Genomic DNA, 17,773 nt, shown 5'->3' on the forward strand with positions numbered 1-17,773 from the left:
AATCCACCAAATAAAATCTTCGCAGCTTCAACGCCCTACAGTACACTTCTTTAAGCGAACAAACTTGTACTCATCGTGTCAAAATCTGACAACGACTAAACGGGACAGTAGTTATGGTTAGGCAGTTGAAAAAGACCCTGATTGCAACACTTACGGCCTCGCTGCTGGTAGGAACCCTACTGCCAGCGCGCGCGGATGTGACTGACCAACTCCCAGATATGGGAACATCCGCGGGCAGCACACTGTCTATCGCGCAAGAAATGCAGATGGGCGATTTTTACGTCCGCCAGCTACGCGGTAGCGCCCCGCTGATTAACGATCCGCTGCTGACGCAGTACATCAACTCCCTGGGCATGAGGCTGGTTAGCCACGCCAATTCGGTGAAGACCCCGTTCCATTTCTTCCTGATCAACAACGACGAAATCAACGCCTTCGCCTTCTTTGGCGGCAATGTGGTGCTGCACTCCGCGCTGTTCCGTTATGCCGATACGGAAAGCCAGCTGGCTTCTGTTATGGCCCACGAAATCTCCCACGTTACCCAGCGCCACCTGGCGCGTGCGATGGAAGATCAAAAGAAAAATGCACCGCTGACCTGGGTGGGAGCCTTAGGCTCAATTTTGCTGGCAATGGCCAGCCCGCAGGCCGGGATGGCCGCCCTGTCCGGGACGCTGGCCGGGACGCAACAAGGCATGATCAGCTTTACGCAGCAAAATGAGCAGGAAGCCGACCGCATCGGTATTCAGGTACTGCAACGCTCGGGCTTTGATCCTCAGGCGATGCCTGGCTTCCTGGAAAAACTGCTCGATCAGGCCCGCTACTCCTCTCGCCCACCGGAAATTCTGCTGACTCACCCGCTGCCGGAAAGCCGCCTCGCGGATGCCCGCAACCGCGCCAACCAAATGCGTCCGGTGGTTGTTCAGTCCTCTGAAAGTTTCTACATGGCAAAGGTTCGCACCCTGGGGATGTATAACTCGGGCCGCAATCAGCTAACCCCGGACCTGCTGAACGCCTGGTCAAAAGGCAACGTGCGCGAGCAAAACGCGGCGCAATATGGCCGTGCGCTGCAGGCTTTGCAGGCGGATAAATACGACGAGGCCAGAAAAGCGCTGCAGCCATTGATTAGCGCCCAGCCGGGCAACCCGTGGTATCTCGATCTGGCCACCGATATCGATCTCGGCCAGCACAAAGCCAACGACGCGATCAACCGGCTGAAAAACGCCCCGGACCTGAAGAATAACCCGGTGCTGCAGCTGAACCTCGCCAACGCTTACCTTGAAGGCGGGCAGACCGCCGAGGCAGCGACGCAGCTTAATCGCTACACGTTCGCCCACCCTGACGACACCAACGGCTGGGATTTACTGGCGCAGGCACAGGGGAAACTTGGCAACCGCGATCAGGAGCTAGCGGCGCGCGCAGAAGTCATGGCCCTCAATGGTCGCCTGGATCAGGCTATTTCAATGCTCAGCAGCGCCAGTTCGCAGGTGAAACTCGGCAGTCTGCAGCAGGCCAGGTACGACGCCCGGATCGATCAATTGCGCCAGCTGCAGCAGCGCTTTAAACCTTATATGAAGATGTAACAGGAGTCCGTATGTCCACGAAGGTCGAAATTTATCACAACCCACGCTGCTCCAAGAGCCGTGAAACGCTGAACCTGCTGAAGGCAAAGGGTGTCGAGCCAGAAGTGGTGCTCTACCTGGAAACGCCGCCGGACGCAGCCACCGTCAAATCGCTGCTGAAGAAACTGGGCTTTACCAGCGCCCGGGAACTGATGCGCCGCAAAGAAGACCAGTACAAAGAATTGAAGCTGGACGACGCCAGCCTCAGCGAAGAAGCGCTTATTCAAGCGATGATTGAGCACCCGAAACTTATCGAGCGCCCAATCGTGCTGGCCAACGGCAAAGCCCGCATTGGCCGCCCGCCGGAACAGGTGCTCGAGATTCTCTGACCTGCCCCGCCCGTTCCCTCTCCGGGAACGGGTTAGCCACTCACCGGCACAATTTTCAGCTCTGCCAACCCCACGCCAATCTTACGCGGCTCATGCCCCAGAATATTGCCTTCGTTGGACAGCTGCGGCTTCGGCGGCGCAATAGTCAGCACTTTGCTACCAGCCGGGTTATCAAAACGTAGCGTGATGGTAGAAAGCTGGTCGCCAAAAGTAATGGTTTGCTCTTCATCACCGACCTTCACCGAAACCGGCTCGCCGACGTTTGGCCCAAAGGCTTTGGCCACCAGCACCAGATCAAACGTGGTCGGCAGCGGATCCTGATACTCAATGGTCACCACGGGCGCCATGTTGGCGTTCGACCAGCGGCCCCAGGCTTCCGGCCGCGAAATGCCGCTGAACTGCTTCACGCTCTGCGGCGCCCCGGCTACGTTAAAGATAAAGCTGTCCGCCTGGTAGCGAATGCTGTTCTCGTCCGCCTTCAACAGAGTCACATTATTTTTGAAACGCTCGTTACTCAGCGTTTGCTCGTCAAACTGCACGTTGTATTCATCCAGCGGTTTGTCCACCAGCCGCACCGTTGGCTCCCCGCCAAGCTGGCCCTGGGCTACGCACAGCCCGGTAGAAAGCGCGAGCTGCGGCTCCCACAGGCGCGCCATTTTGTAGCAGCGGTCAGCCCAGATAAACCGGTCATCGCTTTTAAAATCCGCCAACTGATAGCGCAGCGGCGCGGAGTACTCGCTTTCCGGCAGCGGTTCAATTTTGCCTTTGCCGATTTTCAGCAGCAGCGGCAGCTTGAAGTGCGCCCCTGAATAGCTGAACGTGTTCTTCTTCTGATCGATGCTGTAGCGACTGATGGTTTTCGGGAAGTTCCACAGATCGATCACGTCCGGCTTCCACTCGGTAACCTTCTCTTTCAGGTTGGTAAAGACCATCGACAGCGACTCGCCCGAGAGACTGCTCCGCCCCAGGCCGATGTAATTCCCGCCGCCGAGGATATCCAGCACCGTCGCGCCGTTATCCATCGTATTGCGCTTCACGGCTTTTATTTCCGCCTGCGGTTTGTCGCCGCGGATCACAAAGAAGAGGTTCTGCCTGTCTTGCTTGGTGAGGTATTTATATGCCGTATTGTTCATCGCCAGGTGATCGGAAGAGACCACGATCACCGTGTTACGGAAATAAGGCGAGGCTTTGATTTTATCTATCAACGCCGCGATATGTTCCTGGCTGCAGGAAACGGCACTGAAAGATCGGTTTTCTTTGCCGTCGTAGCTGTAGCTGCGGCGGTTACAGGTTCGCGAGATAAAGCCATCCGGGTGATGGGTATCTACCGTCAGGGTAAACAGCGAGAAACGCTTTCCGGCCTTAGAAAGCTCGATAAACTTGTCATAAGCTTCGTCCAGCACCGTATCGTCGTAAAAGCCCCAGTTATTCTTGTAATTCGGGTCAGCCACCATTCCTTTCAGTTCCTGCGCGCCGTACATATGCTCGAAGCCGTGGGACTGCAGGAAAATGTCTTTACCCGCAAAGCGCAGGTCTGCACCCTGGATAAAGTAGTTTTGATAGCCGGATGCCTTAAGAATATCGCCGAGGCAGATGTTTTTCGGGAAGAAGCTCGACATCGACGCCGAGGAGTTCCCCTCGAAAGGCGCAAACAGCGGGATCCCGCACTGCGAGGCGACAATGCCAGCAATGGTGTAGTCCATCCCCGCCATCTGCCCGGTATGGCTAAAATCGATCGACTGGCTTTTCAGAGCGTTCAGCTCGGGCGCTAAGCCGGGAAAAGTCTGCTCATCAAAATAGGTGCGTTCCAGACTTTCGCCGTAGATATACACCAGGTTGAGCTTCGGCTGTTTAATGGTGCCTTCCGGCATTTTATACCAGTCGGCAAAGTCAGACGTGCCGGTGCGGGTCTGGGATTTAATCAGCGACACCACTTGCTGATAAGCAGGCGTTGTTTTGATTGAAAACAGGGCCAGAAACAGCGCCAGGGCACTGTAGCCCAAATGATGAGGATGGTTCTTCCGGCGTAAAATCCAGGTCAGACCGCCAAAAATGGCAATCAACCCGACGGCGAGGCCCAGCCCTGGCAGAATGTATTTGCCGACGCCCGCGCCGGTCATGCTGCTGGTGAGCGTATAGAGCACCGCATCGTTAATGCCTTCGCCGGTAAAATAATTACTGGCCAGCAACGTCACGTTGAGCACGATAAACAGGCCGAGCATCAGTAAGATGACCGACAGCCACCAGATATTTCGACCGGCCTTAACCGCGTACACGGCAATAGCCGCCAAAAATAGCACCAGAGAAAGCAATTCGGACAACGCCAATACCTCAACTCTCGCGCAGCCTGGCGCGATTATTTATGCGGAAAAATAACAGCCGGTAATTTAACCTTACCGTCATATAGCTGCAATTCCCCTGACATTACTTTGCTCACCACCTCGACTTTTCAGAATATCCCGCGAATTTTAGGACTGATGGCCTTTAATAGTTTTCAACGATTACAACCATCGCTACTACAACGAACCGGGGAATTGACCTTTTTAACGCTAAAGTGCTGTAATTTCGCCGCTGTTATAATTTTTTAAAGTGGAATTGTAACGCGCAACACCGGCCACCCCCGCAACGGGTGGCCTTTTTTATGCCCGCCGCATAGCTGTTAGGAAATACCTCTTGATTCAATAAAGCCTACCCATTAGTGACGCAGCTCAAAATTCGGTACCTTTCTCCCATCGCAAAACGGAGGAAGTTTAGATGTCTTTAATTAATACCAAAATCAAACCATTCAAAAACCAGGCTTTTAAAAACGGCGAATTCGTTGAAGTTACGGAAAAAGATACCGAAGGCCGCTGGAGCGTTTTCTTCTTCTACCCGGCTGACTTTACTTTCGTTTGCCCGACCGAACTGGGCGACGTGGCTGACCATTACGAAGAACTGCAGAAACTGGGCGTAGACGTGTATTCCGTTTCTACCGACACCCACTTCACCCACAAAGCGTGGCACGGCAGCTCTGAAACCATCGCTAAAATCAAATACGCGATGATCGGCGACCCAACTGGCGCGCTGACTCGTAACTTCGAAAACATGCGTGAAGATGAAGGTCTGGCAGACCGCGCTACCTTCGTAGTTGACCCACAGGGCATCATCCAGGCTATCGAAGTGACCGCCGAAGGCATTGGCCGTGACGCTTCTGACCTGCTGCGTAAAGTGAAAGCGGCTCAGTACGTAGCTTCTCACCCAGGCGAAGTTTGCCCGGCTAAATGGAAAGAAGGCGAAGCGACTCTGGCTCCATCTCTGGACCTGGTCGGCAAAATCTAAGTTTTACCCGCGTTACCCTCTTTTATTTTACGGCTACTTAGGTAGCCGTTTTTTCTCGCCACCAGGGAGACTGACCATGCTCGACACAACAATGAAAACCCAGCTCAAAGCCTATCTTGAGAGACTAACGAAACCTGTTGAGTTGATTGCCACGCTGGACGACGGCGCGAAATCATCTGAAGTAAAAGAACTGCTGGCTGACATCGCTGAGTTATCCGACAAAGTTTCTTTCAGCATTAACAACGACCTGCCGGTGCGCAAACCGTCGTTTTTAATCACTAACCCAGGCTCAAGCCAGGGCCCGCGCTTTGCCGGCTCCCCGCTGGGCCACGAATTCACTTCCCTGGTGCTGGCCTTGCTCCAGGTCGGCGGTCACCCGTCCAAAGAGTCTCAGGATCTGCTGGCGCAAATCCGTGAGATCGACGGCGACTTCCACTTTGAAACCTATTATTCCCTCTCCTGCCACAACTGCCCGGACGTTGTGCAGGCGCTGAACCTGATGAGCGTGCTGAACCCGCGCATCACCCATACCGCTATCGACGGCGGCGTTTACCAGAATGAAATTCAGGCACGCAACGTGATGGGCGTGCCTGCCGTGTTCCTGAATGGCAAAGAGTTTGGCCAGGGCCGCATGACGCTGGCTGAAATCGTGGGCAAAATTGATACCGGCGCAGAAAAACGCGCGGCGGAAGCACTCAACCAGCGTGAGGCTTATGACGTACTGATCGTCGGCAGCGGCCCTGCGGGCGCGGCGGCGGCAGTCTATGCGGCGCGTAAAGGCATCCGTACCGGCCTGATGGGCGAACGCTTCGGCGGCCAGGTGCTGGATACCGTGGATATCGAAAACTACATTTCCGTGCCGAAAACCGAAGGCCAGAAGCTGGCGGGCGCCCTGAAAGCCCACGTGGACGACTATGACGTGGACGTGATCGACACCCAAAGTGCAAGCAAGCTGATCCCGGCCAAAACCGAAGGCGGCCTGCATCAAATTCAAACTGCGTCCGGCGCAACGCTGAAAGCACGCAGCATTATCGTGGCGACCGGCGCGAAATGGCGCAACATGAACGTGCCGGGTGAAGATCAGTACCGCACCAAAGGCGTGACCTACTGCCCACACTGCGACGGCCCGTTGTTCAAAGGCAAGCGTGTGGCGGTCATCGGCGGCGGGAACTCCGGCGTGGAAGCGGCCATTGACCTGGCGGGTATCGTCGAGCACGTCACCCTGCTGGAATTTGCTCCGGAAATGAAGGCTGACCAGGTTCTGCAGAACAAAGTGCGCAGCCTGAAAAACGTCGACATCGTGCTGAACGCGCAGACGCTGGAAGTAAAAGGCGACGGCAGCAAAGTGACCGGCCTGCAGTATAAAGACCGCGTGACCGAAAGCGTGCATGACGTTGCCCTGGCCGGCATCTTCGTGCAGATCGGCCTGCTGCCGAATACTACCTGGCTGGAAGGCAGCGTGGAGCGCAACCGCATGGGTGAAATCATCATTGACGCGAAATGCGAAACCACCGTCAAAGGCGTATTCGCCGCGGGCGACTGCACCACCGTGCCTTACAAACAGATCATCATCGCCACCGGCGAAGGCGCGAAAGCCTCCCTGAGCGCGTTTGATTACCTGATTCGCACCTCAGCCCCGGAATAAGGCACCTGCCAATAAGGCCGCACCACAGCGGCCAGCCATAAAAAAAGCGGCTCATTGAGCCGCTTTTTCACGTTCTGAATCTTACTTACGACGCCAGGTGGTGCCGCCCGCGCCGTCTTCCAGCACAATGCCCATCTCGTTCAGACGGTCACGCGCCTGGTCCGCCAGCGCCCAGTCTTTCGACTGACGTGCATCGTTACGCTGCTTGATCAGCGCTTCGATTTCCGCCACTTCGCCGTCGTCCGCCTGCGCGCCGCCCTGCAGGAACTGCTCCGGATCCTGCTCCAGCAGACCCAGAATTGCAGAGAGCTTACGCAGCGCCGCTGCCAGTCCGTTTGCCGCCGCAAGATCTTCCGCTTTCAGGCGGTTCACTTCGCGAGCCATATCGAACAGCACGGAGTAGGCTTCCGGGGTGTTGAAGTCGTCGTCCATCGCTTCGCGGAAGCGGGCTTCGAAGGCTTCGCCCCCGGCTGGTGCGACATTGCTGTCGGTGCCGCGCAGCGAGGTGTACAGGCGCTCCAGCGCAGAGCGAGCCTGTTTCAGGTTCTCTTCGCTGTAGTTGAGCTGGCTGCGGTAGTGGCCGGACATCAGGAAGTAACGCACGGTTTCCGCGTCGTAATACTTCAGCACGTCACGCACGGTAAAGAAGTTGCCCAGAGATTTGGACATCTTCTCGCGGTCAACCATCACCATCCCGGAGTGCATCCAGGTGTTGACGTATTCGCCGTCGTGGGCACAGGTAGACTGCGCGATTTCGTTCTCGTGGTGCGGGAACATCAGATCGGAGCCGCCGCCGTGAATATCAAAGTGGTTGCCCAGCTCTTTGCAGTTCATGGCGGAGCATTCGATATGCCAGCCCGGACGGCCTTCGCCCCACGGAGAAGTCCATGCAGGCTCGCCTGGCTTGGACATTTTCCACAGCACGAAGTCCATCGGGTTACGCTTCACGTCAACCACGTCCACGCGCGCCCCCGCCTGGAGCTGATCCAGATCCTGGCGAGACAGCAGGCCATAATTCGGGTCGGTCAGCACCGAGAACATCACATCGCCGTTTTCCGCCACATAGGCGTGATCGCGGGCCAGCAGCTGTTCAACAATTTCGATGATTTCCGGAATATGTTTGGTCGCACGCGGCTCGCTGTTCGGGCGTGAAATGTTCAGCGCATCGAAATCTTTGTGCATTTCGACGACCATGCGGTCGACCAGCGCCACAAAGTCTTCGCCATTTTCATGGGCGCGCTTAATGATTTTATCGTCGATGTCGGTGATGTTACGCACGTAGTTCAGCTCATAGCCGAGGGAACGCAGGTAGCGCGCCACCACGTCAAACGCAACAAAAGTACGGCCATGGCCGATGTGACAGAGATCGTAAACGGTGATACCACACACGTACATGCCTACCTTTCCGGCATGAATAGGTTTGAATTCCTCTTTTTGGCGAGTCAGTGTATTAAATATTTTTAACATCAGGGGATTCCATGTAAGCGTGTGGAAGAATACTCCCGGTTATCTTACCCGATTATTTTCCCCGACGGCAGTCTGCTTTGCATTACTGACTATGATGTAGCGTTATGCTATAACAGCGTGCTGGTACGACGGCACCGTTTGCCGCCGTACTCTCTGACACTCATAGGATGCAAGCATGGTTACTTTTCACACTAATCACGGCGACATTGTCATCAAAACTTTTGATGATAAAGCGCCTGTTACCGTTAAAAACTTCCTGGACTACTGCCGCGAAGGCTTCTACAACAACACCATTTTCCACCGTGTGATCAACGGCTTTATGATCCAGGGCGGCGGTTTCGAACCGGGTATGAAGCAGAAAGCGACCAAAGACACCATTCAGAACGAAGCGAATAACGGCCTGAAAAACACCCGCGGTACGCTGGCAATGGCTCGTACCCAGGCTCCGCACTCTGCCACCGCACAGTTCTTCATCAACGTTGCCGACAACGACTTCCTGAACTTCAGCGGCGAAAGCCTGCAGGGTTGGGGCTACTGCGTGTTCGCAGAAGTAGTCGAAGGGATGGACGTGGTTGAGAATATCAAAGCCGTTTCCACCGGCCGCAGCGGTATGCACCAGGATGTACCGAAAGAAGACGTTATTATCGAAAGCGTGACCGTCAGCGAATAATGTCGACGCTGTTTATTGCAGATTTACACCTCTGCCCAGAAGAACCGGCGATCGTCGCCGGTTTTCTGCGTTTCTTATCCGGTGAAGCCCGCCAGGCGGATGCGCTCTACATTCTTGGCGATCTGTTCGAAGCCTGGATTGGCGACGACGCCCCGGAGCCGCTCTACCAGCAAATCGCCGCGGCCATTAAAGCGGTGGTTGATACCGGCATTCCCTGCTATTTCATTCACGGCAACCGGGACTTTTTACTCGGCAAGCGCTACGCCAAAGCCAGCGGCATGACGCTGCTGCCGGAAGAAAAGCTCATCGATGTTTATGGCCGCAACATACTGATCATGCACGGCGACACGCTGTGTACCGACGACGAAGGCTATCAGGCGTTTCGCCGCAAGGTTCATCAGCCGTGGCTGCAGAAGCTCTACCTTGCCCTGCCGCTGTTTATTCGCCAGCGTATCGCCGACCGCATGCGCGCCGACAGCCAGGCGGCGAATAATATGAAGTCGCTGGAGATCATGGATGTGAACCCGCAGGCGGTGGTCGACACCCTCACCCGCCACAATGTTCAATGGCTGATTCACGGGCATACCCATCGCCCGGCGATTCACGAACTTGAGGCTAACGGGCAACCCGCTTTCCGCTGCGTGTTAGGCGCGTGGCATAGAGAAGGGTCGATGATCAAAGTCACGCCGGAAAACGTCGAGCTGATTCATTTTCCTTTCTGACCTAAAAGCCCACTTTTTTGCCGATTCGTTAACCACGCAACCGTTTTCCTTGCCGGAAGTTCGTGCTATTCTCTGAGCCCTTCTGATACGGGCGCCCGTCGCCCGATGATGTCTGCACACCCACAGGAGTTTTGAGACGCATGTCTTCTGAGCACACCCCGGCGCGTATCGCCATTGTTATGGGTTCCAAAAGTGACTGGGCCACCATGCAGTTCGCCGCTGAAATCCTTACCGCCCTGAATGTCCCTCACCATGTTGAAGTCGTCTCCGCCCACCGCACGCCGGATAAGCTTTTCAGCTTCGCCGAGCAGGCCGAAGCCAATGGCTACCAGGTGATCATCGCCGGAGCCGGTGGCGCAGCGCACCTGCCGGGTATGCTGGCCGCGAAAACCCTCGTCCCGGTGCTGGGTGTGCCGGTCCAAAGCGCTGCTCTTAGCGGCGTGGACAGCCTTTATTCTATCGTCCAGATGCCGCGCGGCATTCCGGTCGGCACGCTGGCCATCGGTAAAGCCGGAGCCGCCAACGCCGCCCTGCTGGCCGCGCAGATCCTGGCCCTGCATGACGCAGACCTGAGCCAGCGCCTGGCGACCTGGCGTCAAACCCAGACCGACGAAGTGCTCGATAATCCGGACCCACGGAGTGAAGCATGAAACGCGTTTGTGTCTTAGGTAACGGCCAACTGGGGCGCATGCTCCGCCAGGCCGGTGAGCCACTGGGCATCGCCGTTTACCCTGTCGGGCTGGACGCCGAGCCGGAAGCCGTGCCGTTCGCCCAGAGCGTGATCACCGCCGAGATTGAACGCTGGCCGGAAACCGCCCTGACCCGTGAACTGGCGCGCCATAACGCCTTCGTTAACCGCGATATCTTCCCGATCATCGCCGACCGCCTGACGCAAAAGCAGCTGTTCGATAAGCTCGGCCTGGCCACCGCGCCGTGGCAGTTGCTCTCCGGCAGCCACGAATGGCAGGACGTGTTCAGTAAGCTGGGCTCTCTGGCTATCGTGAAGCGCCGCGTGGGCGGCTACGATGGCCGCGGCCAGTGGCGCTTACGTGCCGATGAAACCGACCAGCTGCCGGCAGAGTGCTACGGCGAATGCATCGTCGAGCAGGGCATTAACTTCTCCGGCGAAGTTTCTCTGGTAGGCGCGCGCGGCCACGACGGCAGCACGGTGTTCTACCCGCTAACTCACAACCTGCACCAGGACGGCATTCTGCGCACCAGCGTTGCCTTCCCACAGGCTAACGCCGAACAGCAGCGCCAGGCCGAAACCATGCTCACCGCCATCATGCACGAGCTGGGCTACGTCGGCGTGATGGCGATGGAGTGTTTCGTCACGCCAGCCGGCCTGCTGATCAACGAGCTGGCCCCGCGCGTACACAACAGCGGGCACTGGACGCAAAACGGCGCTTCAATCAGCCAGTTCGAGCTGCACCTGCGCGCCATCGTGGATTTGCCGCTGCCGCAGCCTGTCGTTAATGCCCCGTCGGTGATGGTGAACCTGATCGGCACCGACCTGAACTATGCCTGGCTGAAGCTCCCGCTGGTGCACCTGCACTGGTACGACAAAGAAGTTCGTCCGGGCCGCAAAGTCGGGCATCTCAACCTGAACGACAGCGATACCGGCCGCCTGAGCGCCTCGCTGGAAGCCCTGGTTCCCCTGCTCCCGGCCGAATACGCCAGCGGCATTGCCTGGGCGCAGAGCAAACTGGTGAAGTAAAACCGCACCTCGTCTGACCCTCTGTTTGACTTTAGAGGGTCAGACCATTTTCCCCCTTCCCCTTTCCTTTGCCCGACCAGAAGCGCACAATTCCCCCGTTTCGCCGCTTCAGACTAAGGTTATGCCATGGAAAAACGCCCCAATACGCAGGACTACGACCGCCTGCTGCTCAACGACATTCCGCTGATTGACGTTCGTGCCCCGGTAGAGTTCGCTCAGGGAGCGATGCCCGCTGCCCATAACTTACCGCTGATGCTGGACGATGAACGCGCGCAGGTCGGGACGTGCTATAAGCAGCAGGGTCAACAGGCCGCCATCGAACTGGGGCACCGGCTGGTCAGCGGCGAGCGAAAAGCCAGCCGAGTCGAACGCTGGCTGGAAAGCTGCCGCCAGCAGCCCGAGGGCTATTTATGCTGCGCCAGAGGTGGAATGCGCAGCCACATCGTGCAGCAGTGGCTGCGGGAAAATGGCCTCGAGTACCCGCTGGTCACCGGCGGCTACAAAGCCCTGCGCCAGCATGCCATGCAGGTAATCGACACCCGTTCTCAGTGGCCGATGGTTATCGTCAGCGGCAACACCGGCTGTGGCAAAACCATTCTGATCCGTTCGCTGCCGACGGGCGTTGACCTTGAAGGCCTTGCGCACCACCGCGGCTCGTCGTTTGGCCGCACGATTGTCGCCCAGCCTTCTCAGGCCAGCTTCGAAAACAATCTCGCCGTCACCCTGCTCAAAATCAGCCCGACCGAATCAAAAACGCTGGTTGTGGAAGATGAGGGCCGGATGATTGGCTCCCGCCATATTCCCGAAGCCTTCAGAGAACAGATGCTGCGCTCGCCGATTGTGGCCATTGACGATCCGTTCGAGCTGCGGCTGGAGAGGCTCAAAAACGAATACTTCCGGCAGATGAGCGAGGCGTTTTTATCCGTCAGCGAGGAAGAAACCGCGTGGCGCGATTACGCCGAGTATCTGCACCACGGCCTGTTTGCCATCCGCCGCCGCCTGGGCATGGAACGCTTCCAGCAGTTCACCGCCAGGCTGGACGAGGCCTTGTTAACCCAGCGGAAAACCGGCTCCTGCGAAGGCCATCTGGCCTGGCTGTCGCCGCTGCTGAAAGAGTATTACGACCCGATGTACCGCTATCAGCTCAGCCAGAAGGCCGACCAGATCGTCTTCCGGGGGGATTACCGGCAGGTCGAAGCCTGGCTGCGCAGCGTTAACGAGTAGTCGATTTTTCCCCGGCGGCGAGCGTCAACCCGAGTCCGGTCACCGCCAGTCCAACCAATGGAATGCCCACCGCCCACGGTAAAGTAAACGCCAGCGCGAACAGTGCCGTGCCGGTGGCTGGCCCCACCGAGCCCTGCAGATCGCTCACCACCGAAAGTGCCGCCATATAGGTCGCACGCAGCCGCGCCGGGGCTAACTTGTTCACCGCTGTCGGGATTAGCGGGCCGGTCATCATCTGAGACAGCGAATAGAGGCAGACCGCCATCACCAGCGTCACGACGTGTGGATGCGCCAATAGCAAAACAAAGCCGGTGATCAGCGCCAAACCCGCGCCGAGCGTGATAAACAAGGCAGAACGTCGGGCAAACAGTTTCGTTAAGGCCAACTGGCCGACCGTATTGATCCCTGCGCCGAACGCGAACAGATAGCCGATGCTGGCGGCGCTCATCCCCATCTGATTGCTGGCGTACAGCGGCATAACGGCCTCCACCCAGCTCCCGGCGACGCCCAGCAGCAGCACCCAAATCAGCAGCCCGGCCAGGCGGCGATCCCGGAACGCTGGCAGCAGCGCGCTGAGCCCCTCTTCATCATCGGCCTCATCGTCCACTCCAGCGGCCAACGGACGCGTTTCCCCCAGAGAGATCGTCAGCATCAGGCCACCGATCACCATCACCGAACCTCCGGCCAGAAAGACGTAGCCCAACCCCTTTTGCACCAGCACCGTGCCCAGCAGCGGCCCGGCTATAGCGCCCGCCCCAGAACACACGCGCATGATGCTGAACTGGCGGCGATGTTCCGAGGCTGGCGTGGCGTCCGCCACAACGGTATAGATGGTCGGGTGCAGCACGGATTCAAACAGGCCAATAACGATCAGCACAGCGGCGGCAGCAAAAACCCCGTGCGCAAAGAACAGCGCGATAAAGCCCGCCCCGACGCCGGTCGCCGAAATAATCAAGACGGGCCTTCTGCCCACGCGATCGGCAATGCCGCCGATAAACGGCGCGGCCAGTAGCTCGCCCCCGGCATAGCAGCCGAATAACAGGCCAATAAACTCCACCGGGATAGCGGCAGACTGCTGCGCCCACAGCGGGAAAAAGGGCACAATCGCGCCGTCGACCAGGCCGACGATGAAATAGAGGATAAAGCCCAGAACGTGGGGCTTGCGGTACGAAACAAGGGGAGATGCAAACAGTGCCATGATATTACCCAAGTACAATTACCCCGAATGCCGGGGAGAATATGTACGTTGGATAACGTTAACGTTTACGACTTGCGAGAAGCTGGCCCGATACTAGCCAATCCCCGGGGAAAGGGCAACTGTGAGATTTGGGGGCTGGTGGTGGGTGGGGGATTTGGGGTAGTTTTGGGTTTGAGGATTTTTGCTGGGGCATACTCTCTAGAAGATATTTTCTTTTGGGGCTGGGGTATGACTGCTTAGTGCCAAATGCGGACCTTATTGCAGACAGGTTGTATTGAGTTACGTTGAGCAGGTCAATTTAGATTTCGAGAACCGTTAGACGCTAAGCATCACACATCCCATTTTTTACTTTCAGCCCATGCTGTTTTCCAGCACTCCCATGCATTGCTAGTGGCCGGATCGTCATACTTTCCTTCGATTTTGAGTAAGTCGAAGCCTTTAGCATCAGCCCAAATTTCAAATCGATCTTCGCAAGCATTCATCATTAATCACTCACTAGTAATCAGGTTTTATTTAGCGTTTGGACAGCTTCCTTATATAACACTGACCTGCTTCCGGTTGATTATTACACACAAATGTTAGCCCATCATCCCTGCGGATATGACAAATGCGAACTTCCGCTCCTTGCTCATGAGGGAGAATCATACTCAAATCTCCCCTATTGCAGGAGATTTGAGTATGAACACGTCACCGTGGAACAAAGACCGTATCATTGGCCAAAAAAGACCACTTCAGATATCTCATATCTGGGGTATCCGAATCCGACTTGAACTGGAAGGTAAAACGCGCGATTTAGCCCTGTTCAATATGGCCCTGGACAGTAAACTTCGGGGTTGTGATCTGGTTAAGCTAAAAGTTTCTGATGTTGCATATGGTAGCTCCGTTTCAAGCAGAGCAATGGTGTTGCAACAGAAAACCGGTAGCCCTGTTCAATTTGAGATGACTAAAGGGACAAGAGAAGCTGTTGCCGCATTGATAAAGCTTGACAATTTACACAGTAAAGACTTCTTGTTTCGGTCTCGGGTCGGAACTAATCGGCACATTTCAACCCGGCAATACAACCGAATCTTCCATGGGTGGGTAGAAAAGCTTGGTCTCGAAGATTCGCTTTACAGCACACATTCCATGAGAAGAACAAAACCTTACCTGATCTACAAGAAAACCAAGAATCTCCGGGTGATCCAACTTCTGTTGGGTCATAAGAAACTGGAAAGCACAGTCCGTTATCTGGGCATTGAAGTCGATGATGCGTTAGAGATTTCTGAATCGATTGAAGTCTAAGGTTGCTAGGGCTGCAACAGCAGTCCTGTGCCAGAAGAGGACAAGTCCAGATCTGTATGTTAAATCCTCTAATGCATCAGAAAGTGAATGTTAAACGGATGCGTTCACTTCTGAGTGTCTTAACCACTCATTCACTGATATCGAATAAAGAAGGCTTGGAGGTGCATCTTTAACATCATGAATCTCTTTGACATATTTTAACCCCGACTTCTGGAGCACTTTCTGTGACGCCACATGATTCTCTCGAACAACAGCTGAAATCTCGGTTAATTTAATACTATCAAATCCCAATTTTATCGCGTATAGGGAGAATTCTGTGGCCAGGCCTTTACCCCAAGCCTCTGTAGATAAGCGATATCCAAGATTATTGATAACAATATCGTCATAATTACGAATCCCCAGCCCGCCAAAACCGATAATTTGATCAGGATTAGTAAGAAGTGAAATTGCCCAGTTTCCAAACCCATGAGCTTGCCAATGGTCGAGCCAGCGATTCATAACCATTTGTGCATGACCAATGTCCGGATATGGTCCCGCAGGATTAAACGTGTTCGTAGCGGGATCACCGTAAATTTTGAATAGATCGTTTACATCTGATGAGATTACAGGCCGAAGGTACAATCGATTTGTTTGAATTATCAACTTTATCTCCTAACGAATCATGCCATCAATATGCTTTATTAGATGGATCCTTTTGAGTTAAGCACACTTTTACGTGGGAGTAACTGGCGAATACATTGACAGCTATGTCCGCTCCTCGCTCACGGCGGACCTTAAACTTCATTCTGTTAAGAAGGTGACTGAACTCACTCTGCCTCGTAAGGAGCGTGAATAACACCGTCGTAATTTCTATATTTCTCTCTGCCGTTCCGCGAGTACATGTTTTGCTGCGCGTGATGCCCATTCATCAGATTGGTCAAGGTGTTCAATCTCGGCTTCTGCTATCGACGTGACACGGATCAGCGGAACTGAGCCAAAAGGTAAATTATCAATCCTGCGGTCATCAAGGCTGAGAATGATTCGGGTCAATGGGTGATATTCATCTGTAAGCGTACAAAACAGGATGGCGCCATATTTTTCAACATCGTCAGCAACCTGATACCCATCTGCAACGAGATCACCCAGACTAATCAAGAGAGAAGCCCAGTCACCCATCGGGTGGCGGATGGTAGTAGAAGCGTCTAATTCCATGAAAAGTTCGCAGCCTACGCCATTTTCCGGGTCAGCAATGCCGGCCCAGGGCGTCGAGAGGCCATCTGTGGCCAGCGTAAATGTCGTTTTGCTCTTAATGTTGAGCACTCGACGATGGGGCCCGAACCAGTTCGTCTGGTTGTGTACGTTTGTGTCATCTCGTTCAGCTATAAAGTCATCTGAGACACTGCCATACCTTTCCCAAAAGGCTCGTCTTGCTATAGAGGCGGCCTCATAAATCGGGTCTTGAGGACCGCGTGGCACGATTGTCTTATCGAACAGTGTATCAACCGTAACGCGCCCGCGTATTAACGGTATTTTAGATCTTGTCCAGCGAACGATGACCTTATTAAAAGGCTGTAAATGTGATGCTTCAAGTTTCTCGACAACCTCCCGGACCGTTCGAAGGGCGTGGTTCCCCTCTGTAATGTGACTCCCATCTGTAGACATGTAGCCTCCAGTTAGTGAGGAGACGCCAGCCTGTTCGGTTATTAAGAACCATTCTCCTTTCACTGCGCCAACGGGTGCCTTGTCTAATGCCGAGCGTAAGTCTCTTGCCGCATCAGCGTTTGAATATGCTGTCATGTCTGTCCTTTAGCTTCACGTCTTAGGTATCTTTTGTAGTTTATATTCCAAGCCCTGCGCGCCAAATTGGCGCGCAGGTAGTTGAGAACATGAATGAATGGCGACTGTTTATAAAAATACTCTCGTGGATGCAAAAGTACCAACGTCCGATTCTCGCTCAAATCCGCCCTTCCCCAACAAACAGCCTCCCCCCATTAGGGGGAAAGTTGCAATTTAATACCAACTTTAAATCAATGAACCAAATTCAAAACCCCGCCCTGAATCATCGCCAAACCATCGTCCAGTGAGCGAACAAACCTTGGCGCTTTTAAATCTTCGGCCAGCACAACGATCAGCTCATACAGTAGCCCGGTCATCTGCTGCCTTTGCGCCGGGGATTCTTGCTGATTCAGCAGGACGATGGTTAACGCCACGCAGTATTCGCGGAGCGGTTCGGATTCGGTGGCTAGCGGGTTGTAGCAGATGCGGGCTTCGCTCTCTTTTAGCGTCAGCTTCTCTATCAGGTAGTCCGGCAGCGGGGCTTTGAGTACGCTTTTCAGGACTTCCAGCCCGGCGAGCAGGCGGCCGCAGAGCGCCATGCGTTCCGTTTGATTCTGGTTTTCAAGTAAATGCTCGGCGTACTGCTCGCAGATATCGAGCACCTGGAAGAGATCCATCGCTGCGCCCTGCGGCTTTTCTAACAGGGTTGCGATATCGCCCGCAAATGCCGGGTCGTGTGGGGTGATTTCAGGGCGAGCCTGTGTGTTACTATCAGCGTTAGCCATAGCTGTTACTCCTGGTAACGGTTGTGGTCAGCCCCCGTCTGGTGTT

The 17,773-nt window shown here is 55.2% G+C and carries 17 protein-coding genes; 10 read left to right on the top strand and 7 right to left on the bottom strand.

The features are described 5' to 3' along the window. The first annotated feature begins 113 nt into the window (after positions 1-113). Both bepA and arsC read left to right on the top strand, forming a co-directional pair. A complete protein-coding gene (bepA, locus tag LH86_RS20745) occupies positions 114-1,577 on the top strand; it encodes a beta-barrel assembly-enhancing protease (RefSeq protein WP_039305420.1) in 1,464 nt (487 codons plus the stop codon). 11 nt (positions 1,578-1,588) lie between these two features. Then, entirely contained in the window at positions 1,589-1,945 is a 357-nt protein-coding gene (gene arsC / locus LH86_RS20750; protein WP_039305423.1) for an arsenate reductase (glutaredoxin), read from the top strand. Positions 1,946-1,977: 32 nt separating this feature from the next. On the opposite strand, the gene opgB is transcribed toward arsC, so the two are convergent. Further along, positions 1,978-4,266: a phosphatidylglycerol--membrane-oligosaccharide glycerophosphotransferase gene (gene opgB, locus LH86_RS20755; RefSeq protein WP_039305426.1), complete on the bottom strand. Its 2,289-nt coding sequence runs from the start codon at positions 4,264-4,266 to the stop codon at positions 1,978-1,980. A gap of 433 nt (positions 4,267-4,699) precedes the next feature. Here opgB and ahpC point away from each other — a divergent pair, with 433 nt between their 5' ends. Together ahpC and ahpF are read left to right on the top strand one after the other, a co-directional pair. Then, complete coding sequence (ahpC, locus tag LH86_RS20760; RefSeq protein ID WP_008460202.1) at positions 4,700-5,263, top strand: alkyl hydroperoxide reductase subunit C; 564 nt, start codon at positions 4,700-4,702, stop codon at positions 5,261-5,263. 76 nt (positions 5,264-5,339) lie between these two features. Beyond that, positions 5,340-6,908, top strand: coding sequence for an alkyl hydroperoxide reductase subunit F (ahpF, locus tag LH86_RS20765; RefSeq protein ID WP_008460203.1), 1,569 nt, complete (start codon positions 5,340-5,342; stop codon positions 6,906-6,908). 81 nt (positions 6,909-6,989) lie between these two features. On the opposite strand, the gene cysS is transcribed toward ahpF, so the two are convergent. Continuing rightward, positions 6,990-8,375, bottom strand: coding sequence for a cysteine--tRNA ligase (gene cysS, locus LH86_RS20770; protein ID WP_039305430.1), 1,386 nt, complete (start codon positions 8,373-8,375; stop codon positions 6,990-6,992). A gap of 175 nt (positions 8,376-8,550) precedes the next feature. On the opposite strand from cysS, the gene ppiB reads away from it, so the two are divergent. From ppiB to mnmH, 5 genes are all read left to right on the top strand, one after another. Continuing rightward, on the top strand, positions 8,551-9,045 hold the full coding sequence (ppiB, locus tag LH86_RS20775) for a peptidylprolyl isomerase B (protein WP_039305433.1): 495 nt from the start codon (positions 8,551-8,553) through the stop codon (positions 9,043-9,045). Continuing rightward, positions 9,045-9,767: a UDP-2,3-diacylglucosamine diphosphatase gene (gene lpxH, locus LH86_RS20780; RefSeq protein ID WP_039305436.1), complete on the top strand. Its 723-nt coding sequence runs from the start codon at positions 9,045-9,047 to the stop codon at positions 9,765-9,767. The genes ppiB and lpxH overlap by 1 nt, the downstream gene beginning before the upstream one ends. A gap of 140 nt (positions 9,768-9,907) precedes the next feature. After that, positions 9,908-10,417, top strand: coding sequence for a 5-(carboxyamino)imidazole ribonucleotide mutase (gene purE / locus LH86_RS20785; RefSeq protein WP_038480306.1), 510 nt, complete (start codon positions 9,908-9,910; stop codon positions 10,415-10,417). Then, complete coding sequence (gene purK, locus LH86_RS20790; RefSeq protein ID WP_039305439.1) at positions 10,414-11,484, top strand: 5-(carboxyamino)imidazole ribonucleotide synthase; 1,071 nt, start codon at positions 10,414-10,416, stop codon at positions 11,482-11,484. The genes purE and purK overlap by 4 nt, the downstream gene beginning before the upstream one ends. Positions 11,485-11,610: 126 nt before the next feature. Then, entirely contained in the window at positions 11,611-12,708 is a 1,098-nt protein-coding gene (gene mnmH, locus LH86_RS20795; RefSeq protein ID WP_039305442.1) for a tRNA 2-selenouridine(34) synthase MnmH, read from the top strand. Here mnmH and LH86_RS20800 read toward each other — a convergent pair. Together LH86_RS20800 and LH86_RS22690 are read right to left on the bottom strand one after the other, a co-directional pair. Continuing rightward, positions 12,698-13,906: an MFS transporter gene (locus tag LH86_RS20800; protein WP_039305445.1), complete on the bottom strand. Its 1,209-nt coding sequence runs from the start codon at positions 13,904-13,906 to the stop codon at positions 12,698-12,700. The two genes, mnmH and LH86_RS20800, sit on opposite strands and share 11 nt — an antisense overlap. Positions 13,907-14,235: 329 nt before the next feature. Continuing rightward, a complete protein-coding gene (locus tag LH86_RS22690) occupies positions 14,236-14,391 on the bottom strand; it encodes a hypothetical protein (RefSeq protein WP_156107053.1) in 156 nt (51 codons plus the stop codon). A 193-nt stretch (positions 14,392-14,584) separates the two neighbouring features. On the opposite strand from LH86_RS22690, the gene LH86_RS20805 reads away from it, so the two are divergent. Continuing rightward, positions 14,585-15,187, top strand: coding sequence for a site-specific integrase (locus tag LH86_RS20805; RefSeq protein WP_039305448.1), 603 nt, complete (start codon positions 14,585-14,587; stop codon positions 15,185-15,187). A 90-nt stretch (positions 15,188-15,277) separates the two neighbouring features. Here LH86_RS20805 and LH86_RS20810 read toward each other — a convergent pair whose 3' ends face one another. The 3 genes from LH86_RS20810 to LH86_RS20820 all read right to left on the bottom strand — a co-directional run bounded on the left by LH86_RS20810 (position 15,278) and on the right by LH86_RS20820 (position 17,727). After that, positions 15,278-15,829 (bottom strand): GNAT family N-acetyltransferase, encoded by a 552-nt coding sequence (locus tag LH86_RS20810; RefSeq protein WP_071842852.1) that lies wholly within the window; start codon positions 15,827-15,829, stop codon positions 15,278-15,280. Between the two features lie 207 nt (positions 15,830-16,036). After that, complete coding sequence (locus LH86_RS20815; RefSeq protein WP_039305454.1) at positions 16,037-16,963, bottom strand: hypothetical protein; 927 nt, start codon at positions 16,961-16,963, stop codon at positions 16,037-16,039. 230 nt (positions 16,964-17,193) lie between these two features. Continuing rightward, on the bottom strand, positions 17,194-17,727 hold the full coding sequence (locus tag LH86_RS20820) for a hypothetical protein (RefSeq protein WP_039305457.1): 534 nt from the start codon (positions 17,725-17,727) through the stop codon (positions 17,194-17,196). Between the last annotated feature and the right edge of the window lie 46 nt (positions 17,728-17,773).

It is taken from the genome of Cedecea neteri, from assembly GCF_000758325.1.
Classification (GTDB): Bacteria; Pseudomonadota; Gammaproteobacteria; order Enterobacterales; family Enterobacteriaceae; genus Cedecea; species Cedecea neteri_B.